The 20609-nt window shown below is 63.8% G+C and carries 23 protein-coding genes and 1 riboswitch; of the genes, 4 read left to right on the forward strand and 19 right to left on the reverse strand.

Features of this window, described 5'->3' with window-relative positions; genetic code table 11:
• Nucleotides 1-63: 63 nt before the first annotated feature.
• Nucleotides 64-720, reverse strand: coding sequence for a GTP cyclohydrolase I FolE (folE, locus tag HB860_RS12175; protein ID WP_106887327.1), 657 nt, complete (start codon nucleotides 718-720; stop codon nucleotides 64-66).
• Nucleotides 721-1073: 353 nt separating this feature from the next.
• Between folE and moeA the strand changes: the two genes are divergently transcribed.
• Nucleotides 1074-2300: a molybdopterin molybdotransferase MoeA gene (gene moeA / locus HB860_RS12180; RefSeq protein WP_282101219.1), complete on the forward strand. Its 1227-nt coding sequence runs from the start codon at nucleotides 1074-1076 to the stop codon at nucleotides 2298-2300.
• Entirely contained in the window at nucleotides 2297-3052 is a 756-nt protein-coding gene (moeB, locus tag HB860_RS12185) for a molybdopterin-synthase adenylyltransferase MoeB (RefSeq protein ID WP_247626823.1), read from the forward strand. Before moeA ends, moeB begins: the two co-directional genes overlap by 4 nt.
• Before the next feature lie 81 nt (nucleotides 3053-3133).
• Here the strand turns inward: moeB and HB860_RS12190 are convergent, their stop codons facing one another.
• The 18 genes from HB860_RS12190 to moaA all read right to left on the reverse strand — a co-directional run bounded on the left by HB860_RS12190 (nucleotide 3134) and on the right by moaA (nucleotide 17952).
• Complete coding sequence (locus tag HB860_RS12190) at nucleotides 3134-3946, reverse strand: hypothetical protein (protein WP_247626824.1); 813 nt, start codon at nucleotides 3944-3946, stop codon at nucleotides 3134-3136.
• The gene (parM, locus tag HB860_RS12195) at nucleotides 3939-4982 is read right to left on the reverse strand and encodes a plasmid segregation protein ParM domain-containing protein (RefSeq protein ID WP_241672828.1); all 1044 of its coding nucleotides are present in this window, start codon (nucleotides 4980-4982) and stop codon (nucleotides 3939-3941) included. Before parM ends, HB860_RS12190 begins: the two co-directional genes overlap by 8 nt.
• A 112-nt stretch (nucleotides 4983-5094) precedes the next feature.
• Nucleotides 5095-5874: an alpha/beta fold hydrolase gene (locus HB860_RS12200; protein ID WP_247626825.1), complete on the reverse strand. Its 780-nt coding sequence runs from the start codon at nucleotides 5872-5874 to the stop codon at nucleotides 5095-5097.
• A 70-nt stretch (nucleotides 5875-5944) separates the two neighbouring features.
• Nucleotides 5945-7000 carry a molybdenum ABC transporter ATP-binding protein gene (gene modC / locus HB860_RS12205; RefSeq protein ID WP_247626826.1) on the reverse strand — a complete coding sequence of 352 codons (1056 nt, stop codon included), beginning with the start codon at nucleotides 6998-7000 and terminating at the stop codon, nucleotides 5945-5947.
• On the reverse strand, nucleotides 6997-7677 hold the full coding sequence (gene modB / locus HB860_RS12210; RefSeq protein ID WP_139439297.1) for a molybdate ABC transporter permease subunit: 681 nt from the start codon (nucleotides 7675-7677) through the stop codon (nucleotides 6997-6999). Before modB ends, modC begins: the two co-directional genes overlap by 4 nt.
• 111 nt (nucleotides 7678-7788) lie before the next feature.
• Nucleotides 7789-8517, reverse strand: a complete 729-nt coding sequence (gene modA / locus HB860_RS12215; protein ID WP_247626827.1) for a molybdate ABC transporter substrate-binding protein — start codon at nucleotides 8515-8517, stop codon at nucleotides 7789-7791.
• Nucleotides 8518-8602: 85 nt separating this feature from the next.
• Nucleotides 8603-9082 carry a molybdopterin synthase catalytic subunit MoaE gene (gene moaE / locus HB860_RS12220; protein ID WP_247626828.1) on the reverse strand — a complete coding sequence of 160 codons (480 nt, stop codon included), beginning with the start codon at nucleotides 9080-9082 and terminating at the stop codon, nucleotides 8603-8605.
• A 2-nt stretch (nucleotides 9083-9084) separates the two neighbouring features.
• On the reverse strand, nucleotides 9085-9330 hold the full coding sequence (gene moaD / locus HB860_RS12225) for a molybdopterin synthase sulfur carrier subunit (protein ID WP_247626829.1): 246 nt from the start codon (nucleotides 9328-9330) through the stop codon (nucleotides 9085-9087).
• Nucleotides 9327-9821, reverse strand: a complete 495-nt coding sequence (gene moaC / locus HB860_RS12230; protein WP_139439293.1) for a cyclic pyranopterin monophosphate synthase MoaC — start codon at nucleotides 9819-9821, stop codon at nucleotides 9327-9329. The genes moaD and moaC overlap by 4 nt, the downstream gene beginning before the upstream one ends.
• A 50-nt stretch (nucleotides 9822-9871) precedes the next feature.
• Complete coding sequence (moaB, locus tag HB860_RS12235) at nucleotides 9872-10378, reverse strand: molybdenum cofactor biosynthesis protein B (protein WP_106887335.1); 507 nt, start codon at nucleotides 10376-10378, stop codon at nucleotides 9872-9874.
• A gap of 224 nt (nucleotides 10379-10602) precedes the next feature.
• Nucleotides 10603-11193, reverse strand: a complete 591-nt coding sequence (locus HB860_RS12240; RefSeq protein ID WP_139439292.1) for a cytochrome c3 family protein — start codon at nucleotides 11191-11193, stop codon at nucleotides 10603-10605.
• Between the two features lie 11 nt (nucleotides 11194-11204).
• Nucleotides 11205-11660: a nitrate reductase cytochrome c-type subunit gene (locus HB860_RS12245; protein WP_139439291.1), complete on the reverse strand. Its 456-nt coding sequence runs from the start codon at nucleotides 11658-11660 to the stop codon at nucleotides 11205-11207.
• Nucleotides 11660-12535, reverse strand: a complete 876-nt coding sequence (napH, locus tag HB860_RS12250) for a quinol dehydrogenase ferredoxin subunit NapH (RefSeq protein ID WP_247626830.1) — start codon at nucleotides 12533-12535, stop codon at nucleotides 11660-11662. Before napH ends, HB860_RS12245 begins: the two co-directional genes overlap by 1 nt.
• A complete protein-coding gene (gene napG, locus HB860_RS12255; protein WP_247626831.1) occupies nucleotides 12532-13266 on the reverse strand; it encodes a ferredoxin-type protein NapG in 735 nt (244 codons plus the stop codon). Before napG ends, napH begins: the two co-directional genes overlap by 4 nt.
• 15 nt (nucleotides 13267-13281) lie before the next feature.
• Nucleotides 13282-15771 (reverse strand): nitrate reductase catalytic subunit NapA, encoded by a 2490-nt coding sequence (gene napA, locus HB860_RS12260; protein ID WP_247626832.1) that lies wholly within the window; start codon nucleotides 15769-15771, stop codon nucleotides 13282-13284.
• A 126-nt stretch (nucleotides 15772-15897) separates the two neighbouring features.
• Nucleotides 15898-16188 (reverse strand): chaperone NapD, encoded by a 291-nt coding sequence (locus HB860_RS12265; protein WP_226989672.1) that lies wholly within the window; start codon nucleotides 16186-16188, stop codon nucleotides 15898-15900.
• A gap of 8 nt (nucleotides 16189-16196) precedes the next feature.
• Nucleotides 16197-16706, reverse strand: a complete 510-nt coding sequence (gene napF / locus HB860_RS12270; RefSeq protein WP_247626833.1) for a ferredoxin-type protein NapF — start codon at nucleotides 16704-16706, stop codon at nucleotides 16197-16199.
• A 250-nt stretch (nucleotides 16707-16956) separates the two neighbouring features.
• Nucleotides 16957-17952, reverse strand: a complete 996-nt coding sequence (gene moaA, locus HB860_RS12275) for a GTP 3',8-cyclase MoaA (RefSeq protein ID WP_247626834.1) — start codon at nucleotides 17950-17952, stop codon at nucleotides 16957-16959.
• A riboswitch (molybdenum cofactor riboswitch) is annotated at nucleotides 17940-18079 on the reverse strand. Its footprint overlaps the gene before it by 13 nt.
• 79 nt (nucleotides 18080-18158) lie before the next feature.
• On the opposite strand from moaA, the gene narQ reads away from it, so the two are divergent.
• Both narQ and narL read left to right on the forward strand, forming a co-directional pair.
• Nucleotides 18159-19871: a nitrate/nitrite two-component system sensor histidine kinase NarQ gene (gene narQ / locus HB860_RS12280; RefSeq protein WP_139439285.1), complete on the forward strand. Its 1713-nt coding sequence runs from the start codon at nucleotides 18159-18161 to the stop codon at nucleotides 19869-19871.
• Nucleotides 19871-20509 carry a two-component system response regulator NarL gene (gene narL, locus HB860_RS12285; protein WP_247626835.1) on the forward strand — a complete coding sequence of 213 codons (639 nt, stop codon included), beginning with the start codon at nucleotides 19871-19873 and terminating at the stop codon, nucleotides 20507-20509. The genes narQ and narL overlap by 1 nt, the downstream gene beginning before the upstream one ends.
• Nucleotides 20510-20609: the final 100 nt, after the last annotated feature.

The following is a 20609-nucleotide window of genomic DNA, read 5'->3' on the forward strand; positions in this document are numbered from 1 at the left end:
ACCGGAGCGGCAGACGGGAGGGGAAGGAGTCGGGGCATGTCGGTGGGACATGCCCCCGGGTGACTAGCCTTTCAGGCCACCGAGAAACTCGGCACGGGTGTCTGGCTGGGTCTTGAACACACCGCCGAGGGAGGTGGTGGTGGTATAGGAGGTCGAATCCATCACGCCACGGGCCTTCACGCAGAAGTGGGTCGCCTTGATGCTGATGGCCACGTCCCTGGTGCCGAGCAGGGTCTGCAACGCCAGCAGGATCTGCTGGGTGAGCCGCTCCTGCACCTGGGGACGGCGGGCGAAGAACTGCACTATGCGGTTGATCTTCGACAGCCCGATCACCTTGCCACGGGGGATGTAGGCCACGTGGGCCAGCCCGTCTATGGTGACGAAGTGGTGCTCACAGGTGCTGGTGAGGCTGATGTCCCGCACCATGATCATCTCGTCCACCTTCATCTTGTTCTCGATCACCGTCACCTTGGGAAAGGTGGCATAGTCGAGGCCGGAGAAGATCTCGTTCACGTACATCTTGGCGATGCGGTGCGGCGTCTCGGCCAGACTGTCATCGGCCAGATCCAGCCCCAGCGTCTCCATGATGGCGCGCATATGGCCTTCGATGTTTTCCTTCTTCTGCTGGCCGTTCAACCCATTGGCCACCAGTGGTGTCTCCAGGCCCTCGGCCTCGAGCGCTGCCCTGACCAACAGGGCTTCCTGGCTAAAGCTCGTCATCTTGTTTCTCTCCCACGCTCAGGGACTGTGCTGGCCATCGACGTGGTGCCGTGGCGCAATGTTACAGGGCGATTATTGTCATAATTCAAACTAACTCAAGCCCGGCATCTGACTTTATGCCAAACCGCCCTGTTTTACCCTCTCCCCCTCCCGTTCGGGGCGCCGGGCACAGGTCTGGCACTCCACATGCAAGCGCGCCTCTCACACCACCCACAAGGAGGTAATTCAAGGAGTTGCCTCCCCTCTCATCGCGGCAAAAATCGGCTTTCCCCCGCCTTCCTGCGCGATCCGCCTGCCCATACGGATGGATTTTTGGGATAATCCGCCCCCTATACACCAGAGAGGTCATGATGATGGGATTCGATACCGGTGCACTCCTCCCCTTGGACAAGGCCCTGCAAGGGATGCTGGAACAACTCGGCTGCCGCTGCGAGACGGAGCAGTTGCCGCTGCCCCAGGCGCTGGATCGGATACTGGCCGAGGAGATAAGCTCCCCCCTGTCGGTGCCCCCCTTCGACAACGCCGCCATGGACGGCTATGCCGTGCGCCTGGCGGATCTCGCCGCCGGCGCACCACTCCCCGTCGCGGGCAAGGCCTTCGCCGGCCAGCCCTATGAGGGGGAATGGCCGGCCGGTCACTGCATCCGCATCATGACCGGCGCCCCTGTGCCGGCGGGCACGGAGGCGGTCGTGATGCAGGAAGAAACGCAGGAAGGCGGCAACGGGATCACTTTTCTGACGACTCCCTTCCCTGGCCAGAACATCCGCCGCCGGGGCGAGGATCTGGCGCAAGGATCGCAAGTGCTGGCCAGCGGCCTGCGCCTCAGCCCCCGGGAGCTGCCGCTGCTGGCCTCCTTGGGCATCGCCACGGTGACGGTGCGCCGTCCCCTCAAGGTGGCCATCTTCAGCACGGGGGACGAGCTCAAACCCCTGGGCACGCCCCTCGCCCACGGCGACATCTATGATTCCAACCGTTACGGGGTCAAGGCCATGCTGACCCGCATGGGCATAGAGTGCCTGGATCTTGGCATCATCCCCGACGATCCGGCCGCCCTGCGCGCCGCCTTCCAGCAAGCTGACCGCGAGGCCGATGCCCTGATCACCACGGGGGGCGTCTCGGTGGGGGAAGCGGACTTCACCAAGCAGTTGCTGGAGGAGCTTGGCGAAATCGGCTTCTGGAAGCTCGCCATCAAGCCGGGCAAGCCCTTTGCCTTCGGCCGCCTGCCAAACGCCTGGTTCTTCGGGTTGCCGGGCAACCCCGTCTCCGCCATGGTCACCTTCGATCAGCTGGTGCAACCGGCGCTGGCCAGGCTGGCCGGCCACCACTTCGCGCGCCCTCTGCCGCTGCAGGCCATGGCGGCCGAGCCCCTCAAGAAGGCGCCGGGACGCCTGGACTTCCAGCGCGGCATCCTGAGCCAAGGGCCTCACGGCCTCGAGGTGCGCAGCACCGGCTCCCAGGACTCCGGGGTGTTCAGCTCCCTGTCCCGGGCCAACTGCTACATAGTGCTCGAGCAGGAACGGGGCAAGGTGGCCGCCGGTGAGACGGTCACCGTCGAGCCCTTCTCGGGGCTGCTGCTGTGAGCGAGATCCTGAGCGATGCCGAGCTGCTGCGCTACAACCGTCAGATCATTCTTAAATCTTTCGATTTCGAGGGGCAGGAGGCGCTCAAGCAGGCCCGGGTGCTGGTGATAGGCGCCGGGGGTCTGGGCTGCGCCGCCAGCCAATATCTGGCGGTGGCCGGGGTCGGCCACCTCACCCTGGTGGATTTCGATCGGGTGGAGCTCTCCAATCTGCAGCGCCAGGTGCTGCACAGCGACGAGCGCATCGGCATGCACAAGGTGGACTCCGCCGCCAAGACGCTGCGGGCCCTCAACCCCTGGCTAGAGGTGGAAACCCATGCCCTCCTCGCCGACGAGGCGCTGCTCGATGCCCTGCTGCCCGGCCACCAGCTGGTGCTTGACTGCACCGACAACGTCGCCATCCGCAATCTGCTCAACCAGCGCGCCCGCCGACACAGGGTGCCCCTGGTGTCCGGCGCAGCCATCCGGCTGGAGGGACAGCTCTGCAGCTTCACCTGGCAGGAGGACGAGCCCTGCTACGCCTGCCTGAGCGCCCTGTTTGGCGAGCAGTCCCTCACCTGTGTCGAGGCCGGGGTGCTGGCCCCCGTGGTCGGTCTGGTGGGCAGCCTGCAGGCGCTGGAGGCCATCAAGCTCTTGGCGGGCATGGGCAAAAGCCACAGCGGCCGCCTGCTGATGATCGACGGCCTGGGTGGCAGCTTTCGCGAGCTGAAGCTCCCCAAACGCCCGGACTGCCCGGTCTGCTCCCAGCCCTGAGCGGCAAACCGCGCCCACAAAAATGCCGAACCCAGGGGTTCGGCATTTTTGCATGGGGGCGCAGAGACCTAGACTCGCGCCCTAGAAGATCCCCTTGGCCTTGACCTTCTTCATGTTCGCGACCTGGCTCGAGAGATCCTCCACCAGGGGCTCAGCCTCGACGCCAGCCGGCCCCTGACGAGCCGGGGCGCTGGCCAGTCGCTGGATCAGCAGGTGTTGCTCGCGAATGAGCCGGGATTGCTCCTCCAGCTGGCGAGAGAGCAGCTGGATGCTGCTGGCAAGGGGCGCCAGATCCTGCTCGGCCGCCGCCACGGGCAGCTTGCCCGCTATGGTTTCTGCCAGCAGATCGTGATCGAGCGGGGCAGGCAGCCCCTGCCTCAGCTCATCCCACAGCTCGGTGGGCTGCTGCTCGCCGAGCCGGCTCACTATCTCGTCCACCAGATGATCCGAAGAGGGCATGGCCTGGGGCTGACCCAGGCGTTGCACTATCTCCTCCACCATGCGGGCACTGTTGTCCTGACCAAGGCGGGGGGCCAGCCTGGCCACTATCTCGTCGATCATGGTGTCGCTCACGGCAGGGGCCGTCCCCTCCCCCAGTGCGAAGCCACAGCTGGCAAAGACATGGCGCAAGGTCTCGAAATTCACCTGCTCGGGGCCGAAGGCATTGGCCACCGCCTTGCACAGACTGGGGGCCAGCACATACATGAACATGCCGGAGAGGTAGATGTCCTTGTGAAAACGACTCTTGGAGAAGTCGAACTCCTCCACATCGTCCTGGATCTTGCGCGCCCGCTGGTACCAGCTCTGCAAGACCCCGGCGGCGTAGCGATCAGACTCCAGCGCACCCGGATCCATGAAGATGGAGAAGGTCATGCGCTTGAGTTGGCTACTCATCGCCAACCTCGGCCATCACGGGCGCCTCACGGTACACCTCTTCCTCTTCCGTGGTGTAGAGGCAGATCTCCCGGGCCAGGGCGGACTGGGCATCGTCCAGCAGCTCGACCCGCTCACCCAGGGTCGGGTAGGCGGCCTTGATGGCCTCAAAGATCAGCGACGCCCCACCGCCGACCAGATAGACCCGGTTCGGGTTCTTGGCGAACTTCTTCGCCTCGTGGGCCACCTGGGAGCCCAGCTCGTCGATCTTGTTCTGCATCTTCTCGAGGATCTTGGGGATCTGGCTCTCGTCGTTGACCACGTCCCGCACGAAGCTCATGTCGTGGCGACGCTTGATGAACTCGTTGGCCACCAGATAGCTCGAATCGCTGTCCGCCGCCGCCAGCGCCTTGCGAGTGGCGTCTGTCACCATGGAGACGCCGATCTCGTTGTTGCCATACACATCGGAGACGTCGTCAAACTCGCCGACGATGATCCCCATGTCCAGGGTGGTGCCACCGCAGTCGATCACCAGCGTCTTGGTGAACTCGTTGCAGCCCGAGCCAATCAGGCGGGAGAGTGCCGCAGGCAGGCTCTCCGGCATCACCTCCACGCTGACGATGTTGAACAGCTCACCCTTGTTGAGGCTGATGGCCCGCATCAGGTTGCGCCGCTTCTTCTCTATCTTCTCTTCGTTGCGCTGGCAATCGTCCGGGCTGTAGAACTCGGTGATGGGCAGGGTCACTGTGATGGCCACATCGCAAGGGGTCACGCCGGTCTGCAGCAAGGCATGGTGCACGGAGAGCAGGTTGAGATCGTCGTACTGGTACTCCACATGGGTGGTGGCCAGGGACTTGTCCGAGGTGGCGTCATAGGTGTACTTGGTGTTGCCTATTTCGTAGTTGTAGATCTTCTTGTCCTTGCGCAAGGCGGCGCTCTTCCAATCCTTGCGAAAGGAGTTGGGGGAGATGATGGTCTTGAGCACCTTGTTCTCGATCCAGCTCACCTTGACGTTGGTGGAGCCATCATCGATGGCCATTTTCATTACTTCAGACATGAGGAAATACCTGTTCAATAGGGCAGACGGGTCCGATTGCCTTGCCTTGTGCCATTGGCAAGGCGATCGGACCAATACATACACGGGGAATTAAGGCTAAAGGGCGACAAGTCTAATGGGTTTCTAAAATCCGGTGAAGCAAATGATTGAACCCGGCGGGATCTTCCGCGGGCCAGGCGTGATGGCCCTCTGGGGTATGGATGCTGGCGTTGGGCAGGGAGGCGAACTGCTCCACCCGTTTGGCGAGCGGCAGGTAGTCGTGACTGGTGGAGATGATGGCCACCGGCTGCCAGAGGCTGCCGAGCCGGGCGCGCACCGACCAGCCGGGCAGCGCCTCCAGCAGTGCCTTGTAGGTCTTTTTCTTGTTGCTGCGCACGAAGCGCAGCCGGAAGGTGTGGCGCACCTGGGCAAGCTCGGGACCGGGGAAGAGTTCGCGCCCCAGCCACCAGGCGAGCGGCCGCATGCCAAACCAGCGCAGCCACTTGAGGCGCATGGCATGGCGCTCCTGCTCCCTTGGCGTCTCCAGCAGAAACTCGCTGAAACCGTTGACCAGCACCAGCCCCCGCACCTTGTGGGGCAGTCGCAGCGCCAGCTCCAGCGCCACCATGGCCCCGAGAGAGAGCCCCACCACCCAGGCGGGTTCCGGCTGCTCCTCGAGCCAGCGGGCCACGTCCGCCGCCAGGGTGGGCACATCGAAGGGCCCCTCCTGCATGCTCTGGCCGTGGCCGCGCAGATCCAGCGCCACCACCCGGTAGTGCTGGGAGAAGTGCTCGATCTGGGCCTGCCAGTCGAGGCTGGAGGAGCCAAGGCCGTGCAGCAGGAGCAGCAAGGGGCCCTCCCCCGCGCTGCGCAGGGCCAATCCATGGGATTTCATTACCTGGTTGCGACGCACCCGTGCTCTCCCTCTCGACTCGATAGCGGCCATCGACGGCCTTGCTGCCCATGCTGTGGCGACACGCCCCTCAGCCCTCTCCCACCAGGCTCACCGCCTTGATGTAGGCGTAGAGGCGCTGCCCCGGCACCAGCGCCAGCCGCTTAGCGGAGCGGCTGGTGATCCGGGCCAGCAGTATCTGCTGCCCCAGCGCCAACTGCAACAGGGTTTGCCCCGGCCTCAGCTCCCGCGCCTCCAGCAGTCGGGTCTCGAGGCAGTTGGAGAGGCTGGAGTGCGCTATGGGGGCGGTGGCGATCACCAGATCCCGCCCCGCCACCTTGATCTGCAACTCCCCTGTCTCGTCGGGGGCATGCTCCATGGTGACCATCAGGCTCTGATCCCCGAGTTGCAGGGTCGCCATCTGCTCGGCGTCGTCGTAGTGGGCCAGGGTTGCCGTCAGCATGACACCAGCATCGTCGCGACTGGCGAGGGAGAGGTCGGTGCGGGCGAAGATCTCGCTCGGCCTGCCCTGCGCCTCCAGCCTGCCATCAGCCAGCAGCACCAGCTGATCGCAGAGCAGGCTCACCTCCTCCATGGCGTGGCTCACGAAGATCATGGGGATGCCGCTTTCGCGCTGCAACCCCTTGAGCACATGGGCCTGATGGATGCGGCTGCGGCTGTCCAGCGCCGAGAAGGGCTCATCGAGCAGCAGCAGATCCGGCTCTGCCAGCAGGGCCCGCCCCAGGGCCACCCGCTGGCGCTGGCCGCCGGAGAGGCCGTGGGCGGGCTGCCCCAGCAGATCCGCAAAACCGAGCCGCTCCGCCAGCGCCTCGGGCTGCCAGCGCCCTCGCCCCTTGCCCGCCGCCAGCTGCAGGTTGCCGAGCACCGTCATATGGGGAAAGAGCCGGGAGTCCTGGAACACCAGCCCGATGCGGCGCGCCTCCGGCAGCAGGGCCGCCAGCTCCCGTCCCTGCCAGCACAGGACATCCGAGGGGGCACGGTCCAGCCCGGCGATGATGCGCAGCAAGGTGCTCTTGCCACAGCCGGAGGGGCCAAAGAGGCCGAGAATGCCGCCAAGGGGCAGCGCCAGATCGCACGCCAGGGTGAAGGCGCCGAACGCACGGCTGGCCTTGAGGTGCAGGCTCATCCGAACAACCTCCGCTGCCGGCGCTGCAAGACGCCATAGACCAGCACCAGCATCACCAGGGAGAAACCCATCAGGCCGCCCGCCAGGTAGTGGGCGTGCCGATAATCCATGGCTTCCACGTGATCAAACAGGGCGATGGAGAGCACCTGGGTCTCGCCGGGGATGTTGCCCCCTATCATCAGCACCACGCCAAACTCCCCCAGGGTGTGGGCAAAGCCCAGCGCTGCCGCCATCACGAAGCTCGGCAGCGTCATCGGCAAGATGATCTGAAAGAAGCGCTCAAGGGGCCCCAGCCCCAGGGTGGCGGCGGCCTCCAGCTCCTTGTTGCCCATGTTGACGAAGGCGGAGGTGAGCGGCTGCACCACGAAGGGGAGCGAATAGAGGATGGAGGCAAACAGCAGGCCGAGGAAGCTGAAGGCGAGCGGGGTCCCGAAGGTCTCCCGCCACCAGGCGCCGAGGCCGTACTCCGGCGAGAAGGCGAGCAGCAGATAGAAGCCAAGCACGGTTGGCGGCAGCACCAGGGGCAGCGCCACCAGGGCCTCCACCAGCGGCCGCAGCCGGTGCTGGCTGCGCGACAGCCACCAGGCGAGCGGCGGCGACAGCAGCAGCAGGATGGCGGTGGTGCTGGCCGCCAGCTTCAAGGTGAGCCAGACCGCCAGCAGATCCCCTTCACTCATTGCCGACCTCCCGGTTGATAAATGCCTCCAGCGGCATGGTATCCATCCCCATTGCAAAGAGTGGCCGACCCGAAGGCCGACCACTCAGGGTATCGCATCTGAACCATCCCCTTATCGGGGCAGGGCATAGCCTGCGGCCTTGATCTGCGCCTGACCGGGGCCCTTGAGCCAGGCGACCAGGGCATCCACCGCCGCCCCTTTCTTCAGGATCAGCCCCTGCTGCTCTATGGGGGGGTAGAAGCTGGCCGGCACCGCCCAGGCTTCGCCGGTCTTGCCCGCTTCCACCAGGTTGGCCCAGGCGACGAAGCCCAGCTTCGCATTGCCGGTGTCGACGAACTGCCAGGTCTGGCTGATGTTGGTGCCGGTCAGCACCCTGTATTGCTTGGGATCGAGCTTGAGGTGGGCCAGGGTTGCCATGGCCGCGGCGCCATAGGGGGCGGTCTTCGGGTTGGCGATGGCCAGCTCCCCCTGCCAGTTGCGCAAGGTGGCCTCGTCGGGGGCTGGCCCCCCCTTCTGCCACAGGCCGAGCTGGCCGATGGCGTAGGTGAAGCGACCGCTCCCCTTGCCCTCCGCCTCCAGTTTTTCAGGGGTGGCCACGTCGGCGGAGAGGAAGAGATCGAAGGGGGCGCCGTGGGTGATCTGGGTGTAGAGCACCCCGGTGGCCGCCGAGCTGATGACGACGCTGTGGCCTGTCTTGGCGGTGAACTCCTTGCCGATGCGCTCTAGGGTGCCCTTGAAGTTGGCGGCCACCGCCACCCTGACTTCATCGGCCCGAGCGGCCCCGCTGTGCAAGGCGCCAGCCACGAGGCCGAGCAACACCACGGACAACTGTTTCTTCATTCCCTGTCTCCTTGAGGCTCCGGCGCACCCGAAGCAAGTGGTGGCGAGCGCCAGCTGGCACTCCCCTGTCATCGAACCGGGCTGGCTAGGGCGCTTGCCGCCAGCGGGCGGCGGCGGCATCATCGCTCGCCTTGGCCTCGACCCAGCGTTGAATCCCCTCGGCGGTCAGCTCTTTTTTCCAGAACGGTGCCCGGGTCTTCAAAAAATCCATGATGAAGTGGCAGGCCTCGAATGCCGCGTCCCTGTGGGCGCTGCTCACCGCCACCAGCACGATTTGATCCCCGAGCAGCAGATCGCCGATGCGGTGGATCAGGGTGCACTCCTGCAGCGGCCAGCGGCCACGGGCCTCTGTGACTATGTCCGTCAGGGCCTTCTCGGTCATGCCGGGGTAGTGCTCGAGGGAGAGCCCCCTCACCGCATCCCCCTGATTGAAGTCACGCACCTTGCCGACGAAGGTGACGATGGCGCCGCTGTCATGGCGGGCGGCGAGGCGCTCATACTCCTCCCCCAGGGAGAAGTCGGCCCGCTGCACCAGGATGCGATCCGTCATGGTTGCCTCGCTCATTCTCAGCCTCCGGTCACGGGGGGGAAGAAGGCGACTTCATCGCCATCATTGAGCAGCGTATCGAGCGGCACCAGGGTCTGGTTGACCGCCACCAGCAGCTTGCCCGATTCGAGCGCCAGGGCCCACTTGTCGCCGCGCTCGCACAAGGCCGCACGAAGCGCTTCGGCCGTGGGATAGTCGCTGGGCAGGCAGAGCTCGTCGCAGCCCACCAGCTCCCTTACTTGCGCAAAAAACAGTACCTTGATCATGCCTTCTCTCCTGCCTGGGAGCCCAGCTGGAAGTGGCCGGACTTGCCGCCCTTCTTCTCCACCAGCCTGACGTGCTCGATCACCATGTCCTTTTGCACCGCCTTGCACATGTCGTAGATGGTCAGCGCCGCCACGGACGCCGCGGTGAGCGCCTCCATCTCCACCCCTGTCTTGCCGGACAGCTTGCAGAGGGTACGGATATGGACCCTATTGTGCTCGGGCTGGGCCTCGATCTCTACCTCCACCCGGGTCAGGGCCAGAGGGTGGCAGAGGGGAATGAGATCGGCGGTCTTCTTGGCCGCCATGATGCCGGCGATACGGGCGGTGGCGAACACGTCCCCCTTGTGGTGCTGACCGCCGAGGATCAGGGCCAGGGTCGCGGGGGCCATGGTCACGAAGGCCTCGGCGCGGGCCTCCCGCTGGGTGACCTGCTTGTCGGTGACATCCACCATGTGGGCTTCGCCGCTCTGGTTGAGATGGGTCAGGTTCATCTATTCCCCTATCGAAAAACAAGATGGATGATCGAGAGAAACTCCCGAGATCATAGATGGGACACGAAGTTGCACGGCCTGGTGCGGGCGTCCAGCTGATCCCGAATGAGCTGCTCCCAGCCGAGCTGGCAGGCGCCGGTGGAACCCGGCAGGCAGCAGATCAGGGTGCGATTGGCGAGCCCCGCCAGGGCGCGGCTCTGCATGGCCGAGCCCTTTATCTCGGCGAAGGAGAGCTGGCGGAACATCTCGCCAAAGCCCTGTACAGTGCGCTCGAACAGCACCCCTACCGCTTCCGGCACCCGGTTCTGTTCATTGAAGCCGGTGCCGCCGTTGATCAGCACCACCTGCACCGCCTCGTCGACGATCCACTGGCTCACCTGGGCCCGGATCCGGAACAGGTTGTCGGCGCACAGGGCCCGATCCGCGAGTTGGTGCCCCGCCTGGGTCAGAGCCGATACCAGATAATCCCCCGAGCTGTCGTCGGCGGCGGTGCGGCTGTCGGAGACCGTCAGCACGGCAATCTTGAGAGGGATGAATTCGCTGTTTTTGGGTGCCATGTTTCTGGATGCCATAGGACAAATCCTGTCAATCATTCATTGACCACGAGAGGAAGAAGAGGGGTACGCGTCGCCCGGCCATGCCGGTCGGTGAATGCGCGCCGACAGGGGCGCCCCGTTGCCGGGAAGGGATTCTATCAAAAGATGTCTGGCGCAGGGGTTAAAAGGCCCATAAAAATCAAAGGCCATCGAAGCGGCGCTATCCGCTTCGATGGCCAGGCGCCTTAGAACCCTTCCACGCCCTTCATGTCAGGCAGCTGATGCGCTATCCCCTTGTGGCAGTCGATGCAGGTATTCTGACCGCTTGCCAGGTTGGTGGAGTGCATCTGGGCCGCCCGCCGCCCCTGCAGGGAGAAATCCATGTACTCGAAGTTGTGGCAGTTGCGGCACTCGCGGGAATCCGTCTCCTTCATCCGCTGCCACTCCCGCTCCGCCATCTCCCGGCGGTGGGATTCAAACTTCTCGCGGGTATCCACCTTGCCGGTCAGCATGCCCCACAGCTCCTTGGATGCCTGTACCTTGCGAATGATCTTGTAGGTCCATTCGTGGGGCACGTGGCAATCGGGGCAACTGGCGCGCACCCCGGAGCGGTTCGCATAGTGGATGGTGTCGCGGTACTCCACGAAGACGTTGTCCTTCATCTCGTGGCAGCCGGTGCAGAACTTCTCGGTGTTGGAGGCCTCCATGGCGGTGTTGAAGCCGCCCCAGAAGATGACACCGCCGAAGAAGCCCATCAGCAGCAGCACCCAGAGGGCCGCCTTCGAGGGGGACTTGAAGGTGGTCCACAGACGCTGGATAAAGCCGGGTAATTTCATCTGGGGGTCCCTCAGTTCAGCGCTTCAACTGGTTTAAACGTATTTTCCACCAGCGGCTTGGCATCCGCTTGCGGCACGTGGCACTGCAGGCAGAAGTAGCGACGGGGGGACACTTCGCCAAGGGTCATGCCGTCGCGGGTCTCGAAGTGCGTCGGGCTTATCTTGGGCGCCTTCATCTTGCTGGCGTTCTTGAAGCTGTGGCAGGCCAGGCACTTGTTGACCTTGTTGTCCACCTCGTAGTTGCGGGTATCGTGGGGGATCAGCGGCGGCTGATGCATGTACTGGCGATCATAGAGATCCCCATCCTTGCGGTAGTTCTTGAGCGGGGCGGCATCCGCCTCGGTCACCAGATCCGTGCTCCCCCGCTCCGACTTGATCCCCCCCGTGCTGTTGGTGATCTCGGGGGTGGCTGCCATCAAGGAGCCCGCCATCAGGCAAGCCAGCATTGCTCCAATCAGCTTTTTCATTATTTGTTCTCCGACGTTTTCTCTGCCTTGACGGCAAAACCTGTAGTGATTTCGAAAACTTGCTCCGCGCAGACATCGATGCAACGGCCGCAGTTGGTACACTCCTGAGCCACAATCAAGGGCCCGTGACCGCGCCTGGCCCCGTGAACCGGGCCGCGCAGGATGGGACGCTCCGGGCAGACCGCATAACAATCCATGCAGTTGCTGCACCGCTCACGCCCCCTGGCAGAAATCTTGATAAACCCGACCCGGTTGACCAGGGCATAGAAGGCCCCCACCGGACAGAGATGACCACACCAGCCCCGCTCCACCACGAACAGATCGAACAGGAACAGGGCCACCAGCAGACCCCAGCCCGCCCCCATGCCAAACAGCAGGCCGCGCATGGCCAAGGAGACCGGATTGACCAGCTCCCACACCAGCACGCCGGTGATGGCGGGCGCCACCAGCACCATGGCCAGCAGCCAGTAGCGGGTGTTGCGGCTGAACTGGCCGTTGCCCTTGAGCCCGAGCCGGGCCCTGAGCCAGGCGGCGGCGTCCGTGACCAGGTTGACCGGGCAGACCCAGGAGCAGAACACCCGCCCCCCGACCAGCCAGTAACCGGCCAGCACTACTACAGCCCCGAGCCACAGGGTGGTGATGGGCCAATGGCCCGCCGCCACCGACTGCAGCAGGGTGAGCGGATCCGTGAGGGGCACCGTCTCCAGCAGCAGGGAGCTGGAGAGGTTGCCCTTGAGGATCCAGACCCCAGCGAGCGGCCCCAGCAGGAAGAGCCCCAGCACGCCGAACTGGCAGAGACGGCGCAGCAGCAGGAAGCGGTGGGCGCGCCACCACCCCAGCCTGGCGCTGGCCTCGGCCCCCGGATAACGACTCATAGCCCCTCCGGTTTGCGGGTCGGCAGGGTGAGTCGCTCACCGATGAGGGACTTGCCCGCCTTGGCCTTCTCTTCCCAGCCGAGCCGGTAGTGATGACCGAGCTCCCCCTTGGCAAGCCCGCGGGGCACCACCTTGATGGCCGCCGTCTCCAGCACGCAGGCGTGCTCGCACTTGCCGCAGCCGGTGCACAGATCGCTGTGTACCGTGGGCAGGAACATGGCGTGCTTGCCGGTGCGCGGATTGCGTTGCAGTTCTAGGGTGATCGCCTTGTCTATCAGCGGACAGAGCCGATAGCAGACATCGCAGCGCAGGCCCAGGTAGTTGAGGCAGGTCTCGTGATCGATGAGCACCGCCACCCCCATCCGCGCCTGATCGATGTTCGTCATCCCCTGATCCAGCGCCCCGCTCGGGCAGGCCGCCACGCAGGGGATGTCGTCACACATCTCGCAGGGAACGGCGCGGGCCTCGAAATAGGGGGTGCCCGTGGTCACGGGATCCAGCAGCCGGGCGAGCTTGAGGGTGTCGTAGGGGCAGGCCAGGGCGCAGAGCCCGCAGCGCACGCAGGCACCGAGGAAGTCAGCCTCCCCCAGTGCCGCCGGCGGCCGCAGTGCCTGGGCGGGCACCGCCTGCGCCTGCTGGCGGGCCACCGAGCCCAGACCCACACCCAGCAGGCCCACGGAGCAGGCCCCCTTGGCAAGGTCGGCCAGGAACTGGCGACGGCTGCGACTCATCCCCCCGGCCCCGCCTTACGCCTTCATGACCTTGACGGCGCACTTCTTGTAATCCGTCTCTTTGGAGAGGGGATCCGTGGCGTCCAGGGTCAGCTTGTTGACCAGCTGGCTCGCATCGAAGAAGGGCATGAACACCAGGCCTTTGGGCGGACGGTTGCGGCCGCGGGTCTCGACCCGGGTCTTCACCTCGCCACGGCGGGAGGCGACGATCACCTCTTCACCACGGCGCACGCCGCGGGCCTTGGCATCTTCCGGGTGCATGAAGAGCACCGCATCCGGGAAGGCGCGATAGAGCTCGGGGACCCGGCGGGTCATGGTGCCGGTGTGCCAGTGCTCCAGTACGCGACCGGTGGAGAGCCACATGTCGTACTCTTTATCCGGTGCTTCGGCGGCAGGCTCATAGGGCAGCGCGAAGATGACCGCCTTGCCGTCCGGCTTGCCGTAGAATTTCACCCCCTCCCCCGCCTTCACATAGGGGTCGAACCCTTCGCGATAGCGCCACAGGGTCTCCTTGCCGTCCACCACGGGCCAGCGCAGGCCACGGGCCTCGTGGTACTGATCGAAGGGCGCCAGATCGTGACCGTGGCCGCGACCGAAGGAGGCGTACTCCTCGAACAACCCCTTCTGGACGTAGAAGCCGAAGTGCTCCGCCTCGTCGTTCAGCGCCCCCTTGCTCTGCTCTTTCGGGAACTGGTTGACCTGACCGTTGGCGTAGAGCACCTCGAACAGGGTCTTGCCCTTCACTTCCGGCATCTTGGCGATAAGCTCAGCTGGCCACACCTCTTCCACGGTGAAACGCTTGGAGAACTCCATCAGCTGCCACAGGTCGGATTTGGCCCCTTCCGGCGCCTTCACCTGCTGGTGCCAGAACTGGGTGCGGCGCTCGGCGTTGCCATAGGCCCCCTCTTTCTCCACCCACATGGCGGTGGGCAGGATGAGGTCAGCCGCCTGCGCCGTGACGGTCGGGTAAGGGTCGGAGACCACGATGAAGTTGGCCGGGTTACGGTAACCGGGCAGCCCCTCCTCGTTCATGTTGGGACCGGCCTGCATGTTGTTGTTGCACATCACCCAGTAGGCGTTGAGCTTGCCGTCTTTGAGCATGCGGTTTTGCAGCACGGCGTGATAACCCACCTGCTCGGGAATGGTGCCTTCCGGCAGCTTCCAGATCTTCTCGGCGATGGCGCGGTGCTTGGGGTCGGTGACCACCATGTCGGCGGGCAGGCGGTGGGCGAAGGTGCCCACTTCCCGCGCGGTGCCGCAGGCGGAGGGCTGGCCGGTCAGGGAGAAGGGACCCGAGCCCGGGGTAGAGATCTTGCCGGTCAGCAGGTGGATGTTGTAGCAGAGGTTGTTCGCCCAGACGCCACGGGTGTGCTGGTTGAAGCCCATGGTCCAGTAGGAGACCACCTTCTTGTCCGGATCCGCATAGATCTGGGCCAGTTTTTCCAGCTTCTCCTTGGAGACGCCGGAGAGCTTGGCCACGGAGTCGACGTCGTAATCCGCCACGAACTTCGCGAAGTCGTCGAAGCTCATGGGGGTGGAGTCGCCGCTGTCGGGGTTCTTGGCCTTCTGCTGCGTCGGGTGAGTCGGGCGCAGGCCGTAGCCGATGTCGGTGACGCCCTTGCGGAACTGGGTGTGCTTGTTGACGAAGTCCCAGTTCACCTTGTCGTTCTGGATGATGTAGTTGGCGATGTAGTTGAGGATCGCCAAGTCGGTCTGGGGCGTGAACACCATGCCGTTGTCCGCCAGCTCGAAGCTGCGGTGCTCGAAGGTGGAGAGCACGTGCACCTGCACATCCGGGTTGGAGAGGCGGCGATCGGACATCCGCGACCAGAGGATGGGGTGCATCTCGGCCATGTTGGAGCCCCAGAGCACGAAGGCGTCGGCCTGCTCGATGTCGTCGTAGCAGCCCATGGGCTCATCCATGCCGAAGGTACGCATGAAACCGACCACGGCAGAGGCCATGCAGTGACGGGCGTTGGGATCCAGGTTGTTGGTGCGCAGGCCCGCCTTCATCAGCTTGGCGGCGGCATAGCCTTCCCAGACGGTCCACTGGCCGGAGCCGAACATGCCCACCGCGGTCGGTCCCTTCTCTTTAAGGGTGGCCTTGAACTTCTCGGCCATGATGTCGAACGCCTGATCCCAGCTGATGGGGGCGAAGTCGCCATTCTTGTCGAACTTGCCATTGGTCATGCGCAGCATGGGCTGGGTCAGGCGATCCTCGCCGTACATGATCTTGGAGAGGAAGTAGCCCTTGATGCAGTTGAGGCCACGGTTGACCGGCGCATCGGGATCGCCCTGGGTCGCCACGACGCGGCCGGCCTGGGAGCCCACCAGCACGGAGCAGCCGGTGCCGCAGAAGCGGCAGGGCGCCTTGTCCCAGGTGATGGCAGTCTTGTCGGTGCTGGTAATAAGGTTAGCCGCCAGGGTGGGGGCACTGACTCCGGCCACGGCAGCGGCTGCCGCCACCGCATTGGCCTTCATAAAGTCGCGTCGACTCAGCTTCATGACATATCCTCGCATTGCTTAATCACATCAATGACAGCCATTGTCACGAGCCGCGCTGGCTCAGCGTCATGGCGCTTTATTGCTATACATCGGGCATCGCGAACCGCGCGGCCCAGCCTAGTGGCGCTATTCCCTGCCCTCGGCTTCGACTTCATCAAACTGGTGGTAGATCAGGGCGGCGGAGAGTACGCCCGGCATGGCATTGATCGCATCGATGGCCGCCATGATGGGGCGCTGGCTGGGCCCTTCCAGGGTCACCACCAGCTTGCCTTCGTCGCTGACGGCATGGATCTCGGCCCCGTCCAGGGCCGCAATCTGCTCTGCGAGCCGGTGGCGCAAGGGGGGCTGGGTCAGTACCACCAGGCTGGATACATGGAACTCTTCTCGGGTCATATGGTTGTTTTCCAACTTGCTCATCCCTTGCTTCATGTGGCCGACCCCTCATGGGGGGCGCCCACCCTGATACTGCCGACCGGACAATCCGCCACGCAGGCACCACAGCCATTGCACGACTCGGTATGGATGCTGGGGGTGGGTACTCGCCCCAGCTGAGGAGAAAAACGGATGGCCTGCTGCTCGCAGCTGTCCTGACAGCGCTGGCAGAAGACCTGGGCACTGGCCAGGCAACCGGCTTCGATGTGAGCCACATAGTCCCAGGGCGCCTGGGTCGTCGGCCTGAACACAGGTGCCTGACAGGCGCTGACGCATTCGCCACAGAAGGTGCACTCGCCACGCTGGAAATCCACCGTCGGGAAGCCGCCGTCCCCCTTGATCAGGATCTGCTCCGGGCAGGCCGTCAGGCAGTCGCCACACCGGGTGCAATCGGCCACGAAGTCGGCCCAGGAGACGGACCAGGGCAGTTGCACCTCGGGTCTGGGCGCGCTCAGTCGTCCTCGAAACAGACTGCGGCGGGACAGATTGACCCCATCAGGCATATCAATTCCTCTTCACAGGACAGAATTCGAGCGCGGAACCAGTGACTGGCATTTTCAATACCAATTATAAGCGTGGGTGTATATTGCGACTCTCACAAGTCCAGTGATATACCACCAGGGAGATAAACAGGGGGGATTATTGCGCTGGATCAAACCCTTGGCGCAATAAGGCAGCAGAGGGGCAAGGTAAATTACCCCTATGTGAGGATTGCTTATTAATCGATGGCTATTTTGCTCTGACGGCCGGCACTCAGCCGCCGATGGAGGCGAGATGGGGGGTCATGCCGGCATTGCCCTCGTGCAGACGATGGGTGGCAGCCTTGCCGGTGAGCGCCTGGCGGATCCGCAGTTGCAGGGCCTCCTGCTGACTGTCGTCACTGAGCAGATCCCGCAGCTCCACCCCGTTGTCACCGAACAGACAGAGGTGCAGCTTGCCCACGGAGGAGACCCTCAGCCGATTGCAACCAGCGCAGAAGTCCTTGCTGTAGGGCATGATGAGCCCGACGCCCCCCTGTGATTCGGGGTGCATGAACACCTGGGCCGGGCCGTCGTCCACCGCGCGCAATTGCTGGATCCAGCCATTGCCAAGCAGTTGCGCCTTGATGAGCTCGCCGCTGGTGTGGTGGTCGCGAAACAGGTTGTCCATCTCCCCGGTCTGCATCAGCTCGATGAAGCGCAGCTCGATGGGCTTGTGCCTGATCCAGGCCAGAAACTGATCCAGTTGCTGGTCGTTGAGCCCCTTGAGCAGCACCGCATTGATCTTCACCGACTTGAAGCCGGCGGCCAGTGCCGCCTCTATCCCCTCCATCACCTCCGCCAGCTTGTTCTCGCCGGTGATCTGGTGAAACTGGCGTGGATCCAGGCTGTCGACACTGACATTGAGGGCATTGAGCCCGGCATCGAACCACTCCCGGGCACGCTCCTTCAAGCGGTAGCCATTGGTGGTCATGGCCACCTTCTCGATGCCGGGGGTATTGGCCACCGTCTCTATGATGGCGGTAAAGTCACGGCGCAGGGAGGGCTCCCCCCCGGTCAGGCGCACCTTGCGGGTACCCATGGCGGCGAAACCCGAAACGATGCGGCGGATCTCCTCCAGGGAGAGAAACGACTTGCGCCCCTCCCTGCTTCCATCCGGGGGGCGATAACCGTCCGGCAAACAGTAGGTACAACGGAAATTGCACACATCGGTAATCGACAGGCGCAAATAGTAAAAACGACGGGAAAAACCATCTTCAAGTGGCAACATAAACACCTTTCCAAATACGGGAGGCCAGGGCATTTCTTTCCTGACCCTTTCAGCTCGAACGACGGCTGACGGCGTTTTCCCCCTATCTCAATGACTTAGGCAAAAACGCTCGGAGTTCATCTAGTTTTTCGATGCTAGCACATGTTGGAGTACACTCCCATGCTACTTTGTGGGGTCTTTGTCTGATCTGAAGGAAGCCAATCGGCATGGGAAAGTGGTTCAAAGTACACTCGGTCAGCAGCGCCATCGGCCGCTCCATGGTGCTGATCCTGTTCATGGCCAGCCTGATCGCCGTGGTGGCCATGGTCACTCTCTTCTACTCGGTACCCGACGCCAAGGCGATCAACCTGTCGGGCTCATTGCGGATGCAGGCCTATCGCATGGCCTACGAGATCGAGAAGGATCAGGCCGTCCTCGGCCGGCTCGACCAGTTCGAGCAGACACTGCACGCCTCCGAGTTGCAGGAGACCCAGCGCTGGATCACCCCCGCCTCCCTGCGCCGCACCTATGGCGAGGTGCTGCTGCAATGGCAGATGATGCGCGAGCACATCGAGAACGCGACCCCCAGCCGCTACACCGACAACACGGAACAGTTCGTCGCCGCCATCGATGACTTCGTCAACCAGATGCAGTATCACGTGGAGTTCAAGGTGCGCATGCTGGCCCTGGCGGAGGGGCTGGGCTTGCTCTCCATCATCACCATCGCCTGGTTCACGGTGCGTTTCACCCGCCAGCAGGTGGTCGCCCCCCTCAATCAGCTGGTCCATTGCGCCCGCCAGATCCAGCGCCAGGAGTTCGACCTGACCCTGCCCCCCCACTGCGAAAACGAGTTGGGGGAACTGTCCGGCGCCTTCGCCACCATGGCGGACGAGCTCGGCAAGCTCTATCGGGAGCTGGAGAGCAAGGTGGAAGAGAAAACCGCCAAGCTGCAGCAGGCGAACGACACCCTCTCCTTCCTCTATTCCACCGCCCAGAAGCTGCACGCGGCGCCACTGAGCCGGCGCACCCTGCAGAAATTGCTGGAGCGGGCCGCCGCCCATCAGCACATCGACCATATCCGCCTGACCCGCTTCGAGCACAACGCCATGCCGGTCTACATCACAGGGCGCACCGGCTGGCCGGGAGATCTGGAGGCCGTGGTGAGCTTCTATCTGCAGATGGATGAGGAGGAGTACGGTAGGCTCGACATGATAAGCGCGCACCCCATCGACGAGCGGCTGATGAAGAACTTCTCCATGTTGCTGGCCCAGGTGCTGCACAAGGATCAGACCCTGCTGCAACACCAGCGCCTGCTCTTGATGGAGGAGCGGGCCGTCATCGCCCGCGAGCTGCACGACTCGCTGGCGCAGGCGCTCTCCTACCTCAAGATCCAGTCCACCCTGCTCAAGCGCTCCGTCGCCAAGGGGGATAATGGCAAGGCCAAGGCCGCCATGGAGCAGATAGACGAAGGGCTCAGCAATGCCTACACCCAGTTGCGCGAGCTGCTCGGCACCTTCCGCCTCAGCATCGGCGACGCCAACCTCGGCGAAGCCATCGGCGTCATGCTGGAGCAGCTCAAGCCTCAGACCCGGGCCGAGATCAGGCTCCAATACGGGCTGACCGATACGGATCTCGAGGCGGGGCAGCACATTCACATCCTGCAACTGATCCGTGAGGCAGTGCTCAATGCCATCAAACATGCCTGCGCCCAGCGCATTGACGTTAGCTGTGAGACCCTGGCTGATGGTAACATCCAGGTTCAGATTGCAGATGATGGTGTCGGAATAGGGGGCGCAAGCTCGGCGGTGAATCACTACGGTCTCAGCATCATGAACGAGCGTGCCAGCAAGTTGCACGGTCAGTTGACCATCAGCGAACCGCCCTCCGGGGGCACCCGTGTACACCTGACCTTTCCCACCAGCCTAACAAGAGACGCCTGATGGACGAGATGAAATATAGTGTTCTGGTCGTAGATGACCATCCCCTGATGCGCAAAGGCATTGTGCAACTGCTGGAGCTGGAAGATAACATCGAAGTGATAGGCGAGGCTTCTAACGGCACTGACGCTGTGGCCATGGCCAAGGAGTCGGAGCCGGACCTCATCCTGCTCGATCTCAACATGAAGGGCTTGTCCGGCCTCGATACCCTCAAGGCCCTGCGCGCCGAAGAGATCACCTCCCGGGTGGTGATCCTGACCGTTTCCGATGCCCGCCAGGACGTGGTTGCCCTGCTCAAGGCCGGCGCCGATGGCTACCTGCTCAAGGACACCGAGCCCGACATGCTACTGGGCCAGCTGGCCGATGTCATGACCGGCAAGCAGATCCTGAGCGAGCCGCTGCGCCCCTACCTCGAGAACATCTACGAGCTGGATCACCTGCAGCAGAAGCTGGAAAGCTTGACCCGCCGCGAGATGCAGATCATGCGCGAGATTGCCAAGGGTCTCTCCAACAAACAGGTCGCCTCCGTGCTCCACATCTCGGAAGGCACCGTCAAGGTGCACGTCAAGAGCCTGCTGAAAAAGCTCGAGGCCCAGAGCCGGGTGGAAGCCGCCGTCATGTACCTGGAGCAGCGCAACTAAGCTCCCGTTGCCTGCCCCTTCCCATGTCAGCCAGGGCCCCGTCATCGCGGGGCCTTTTGCTGGCTGCCTCCCTCGCCTCACAAGACATCACAGACCCCGC

It is taken from the genome of Aeromonas genomosp. paramedia (assembly GCF_023093515.1).
Taxonomy (GTDB): domain Bacteria; phylum Pseudomonadota; class Gammaproteobacteria; order Enterobacterales; family Aeromonadaceae; genus Aeromonas.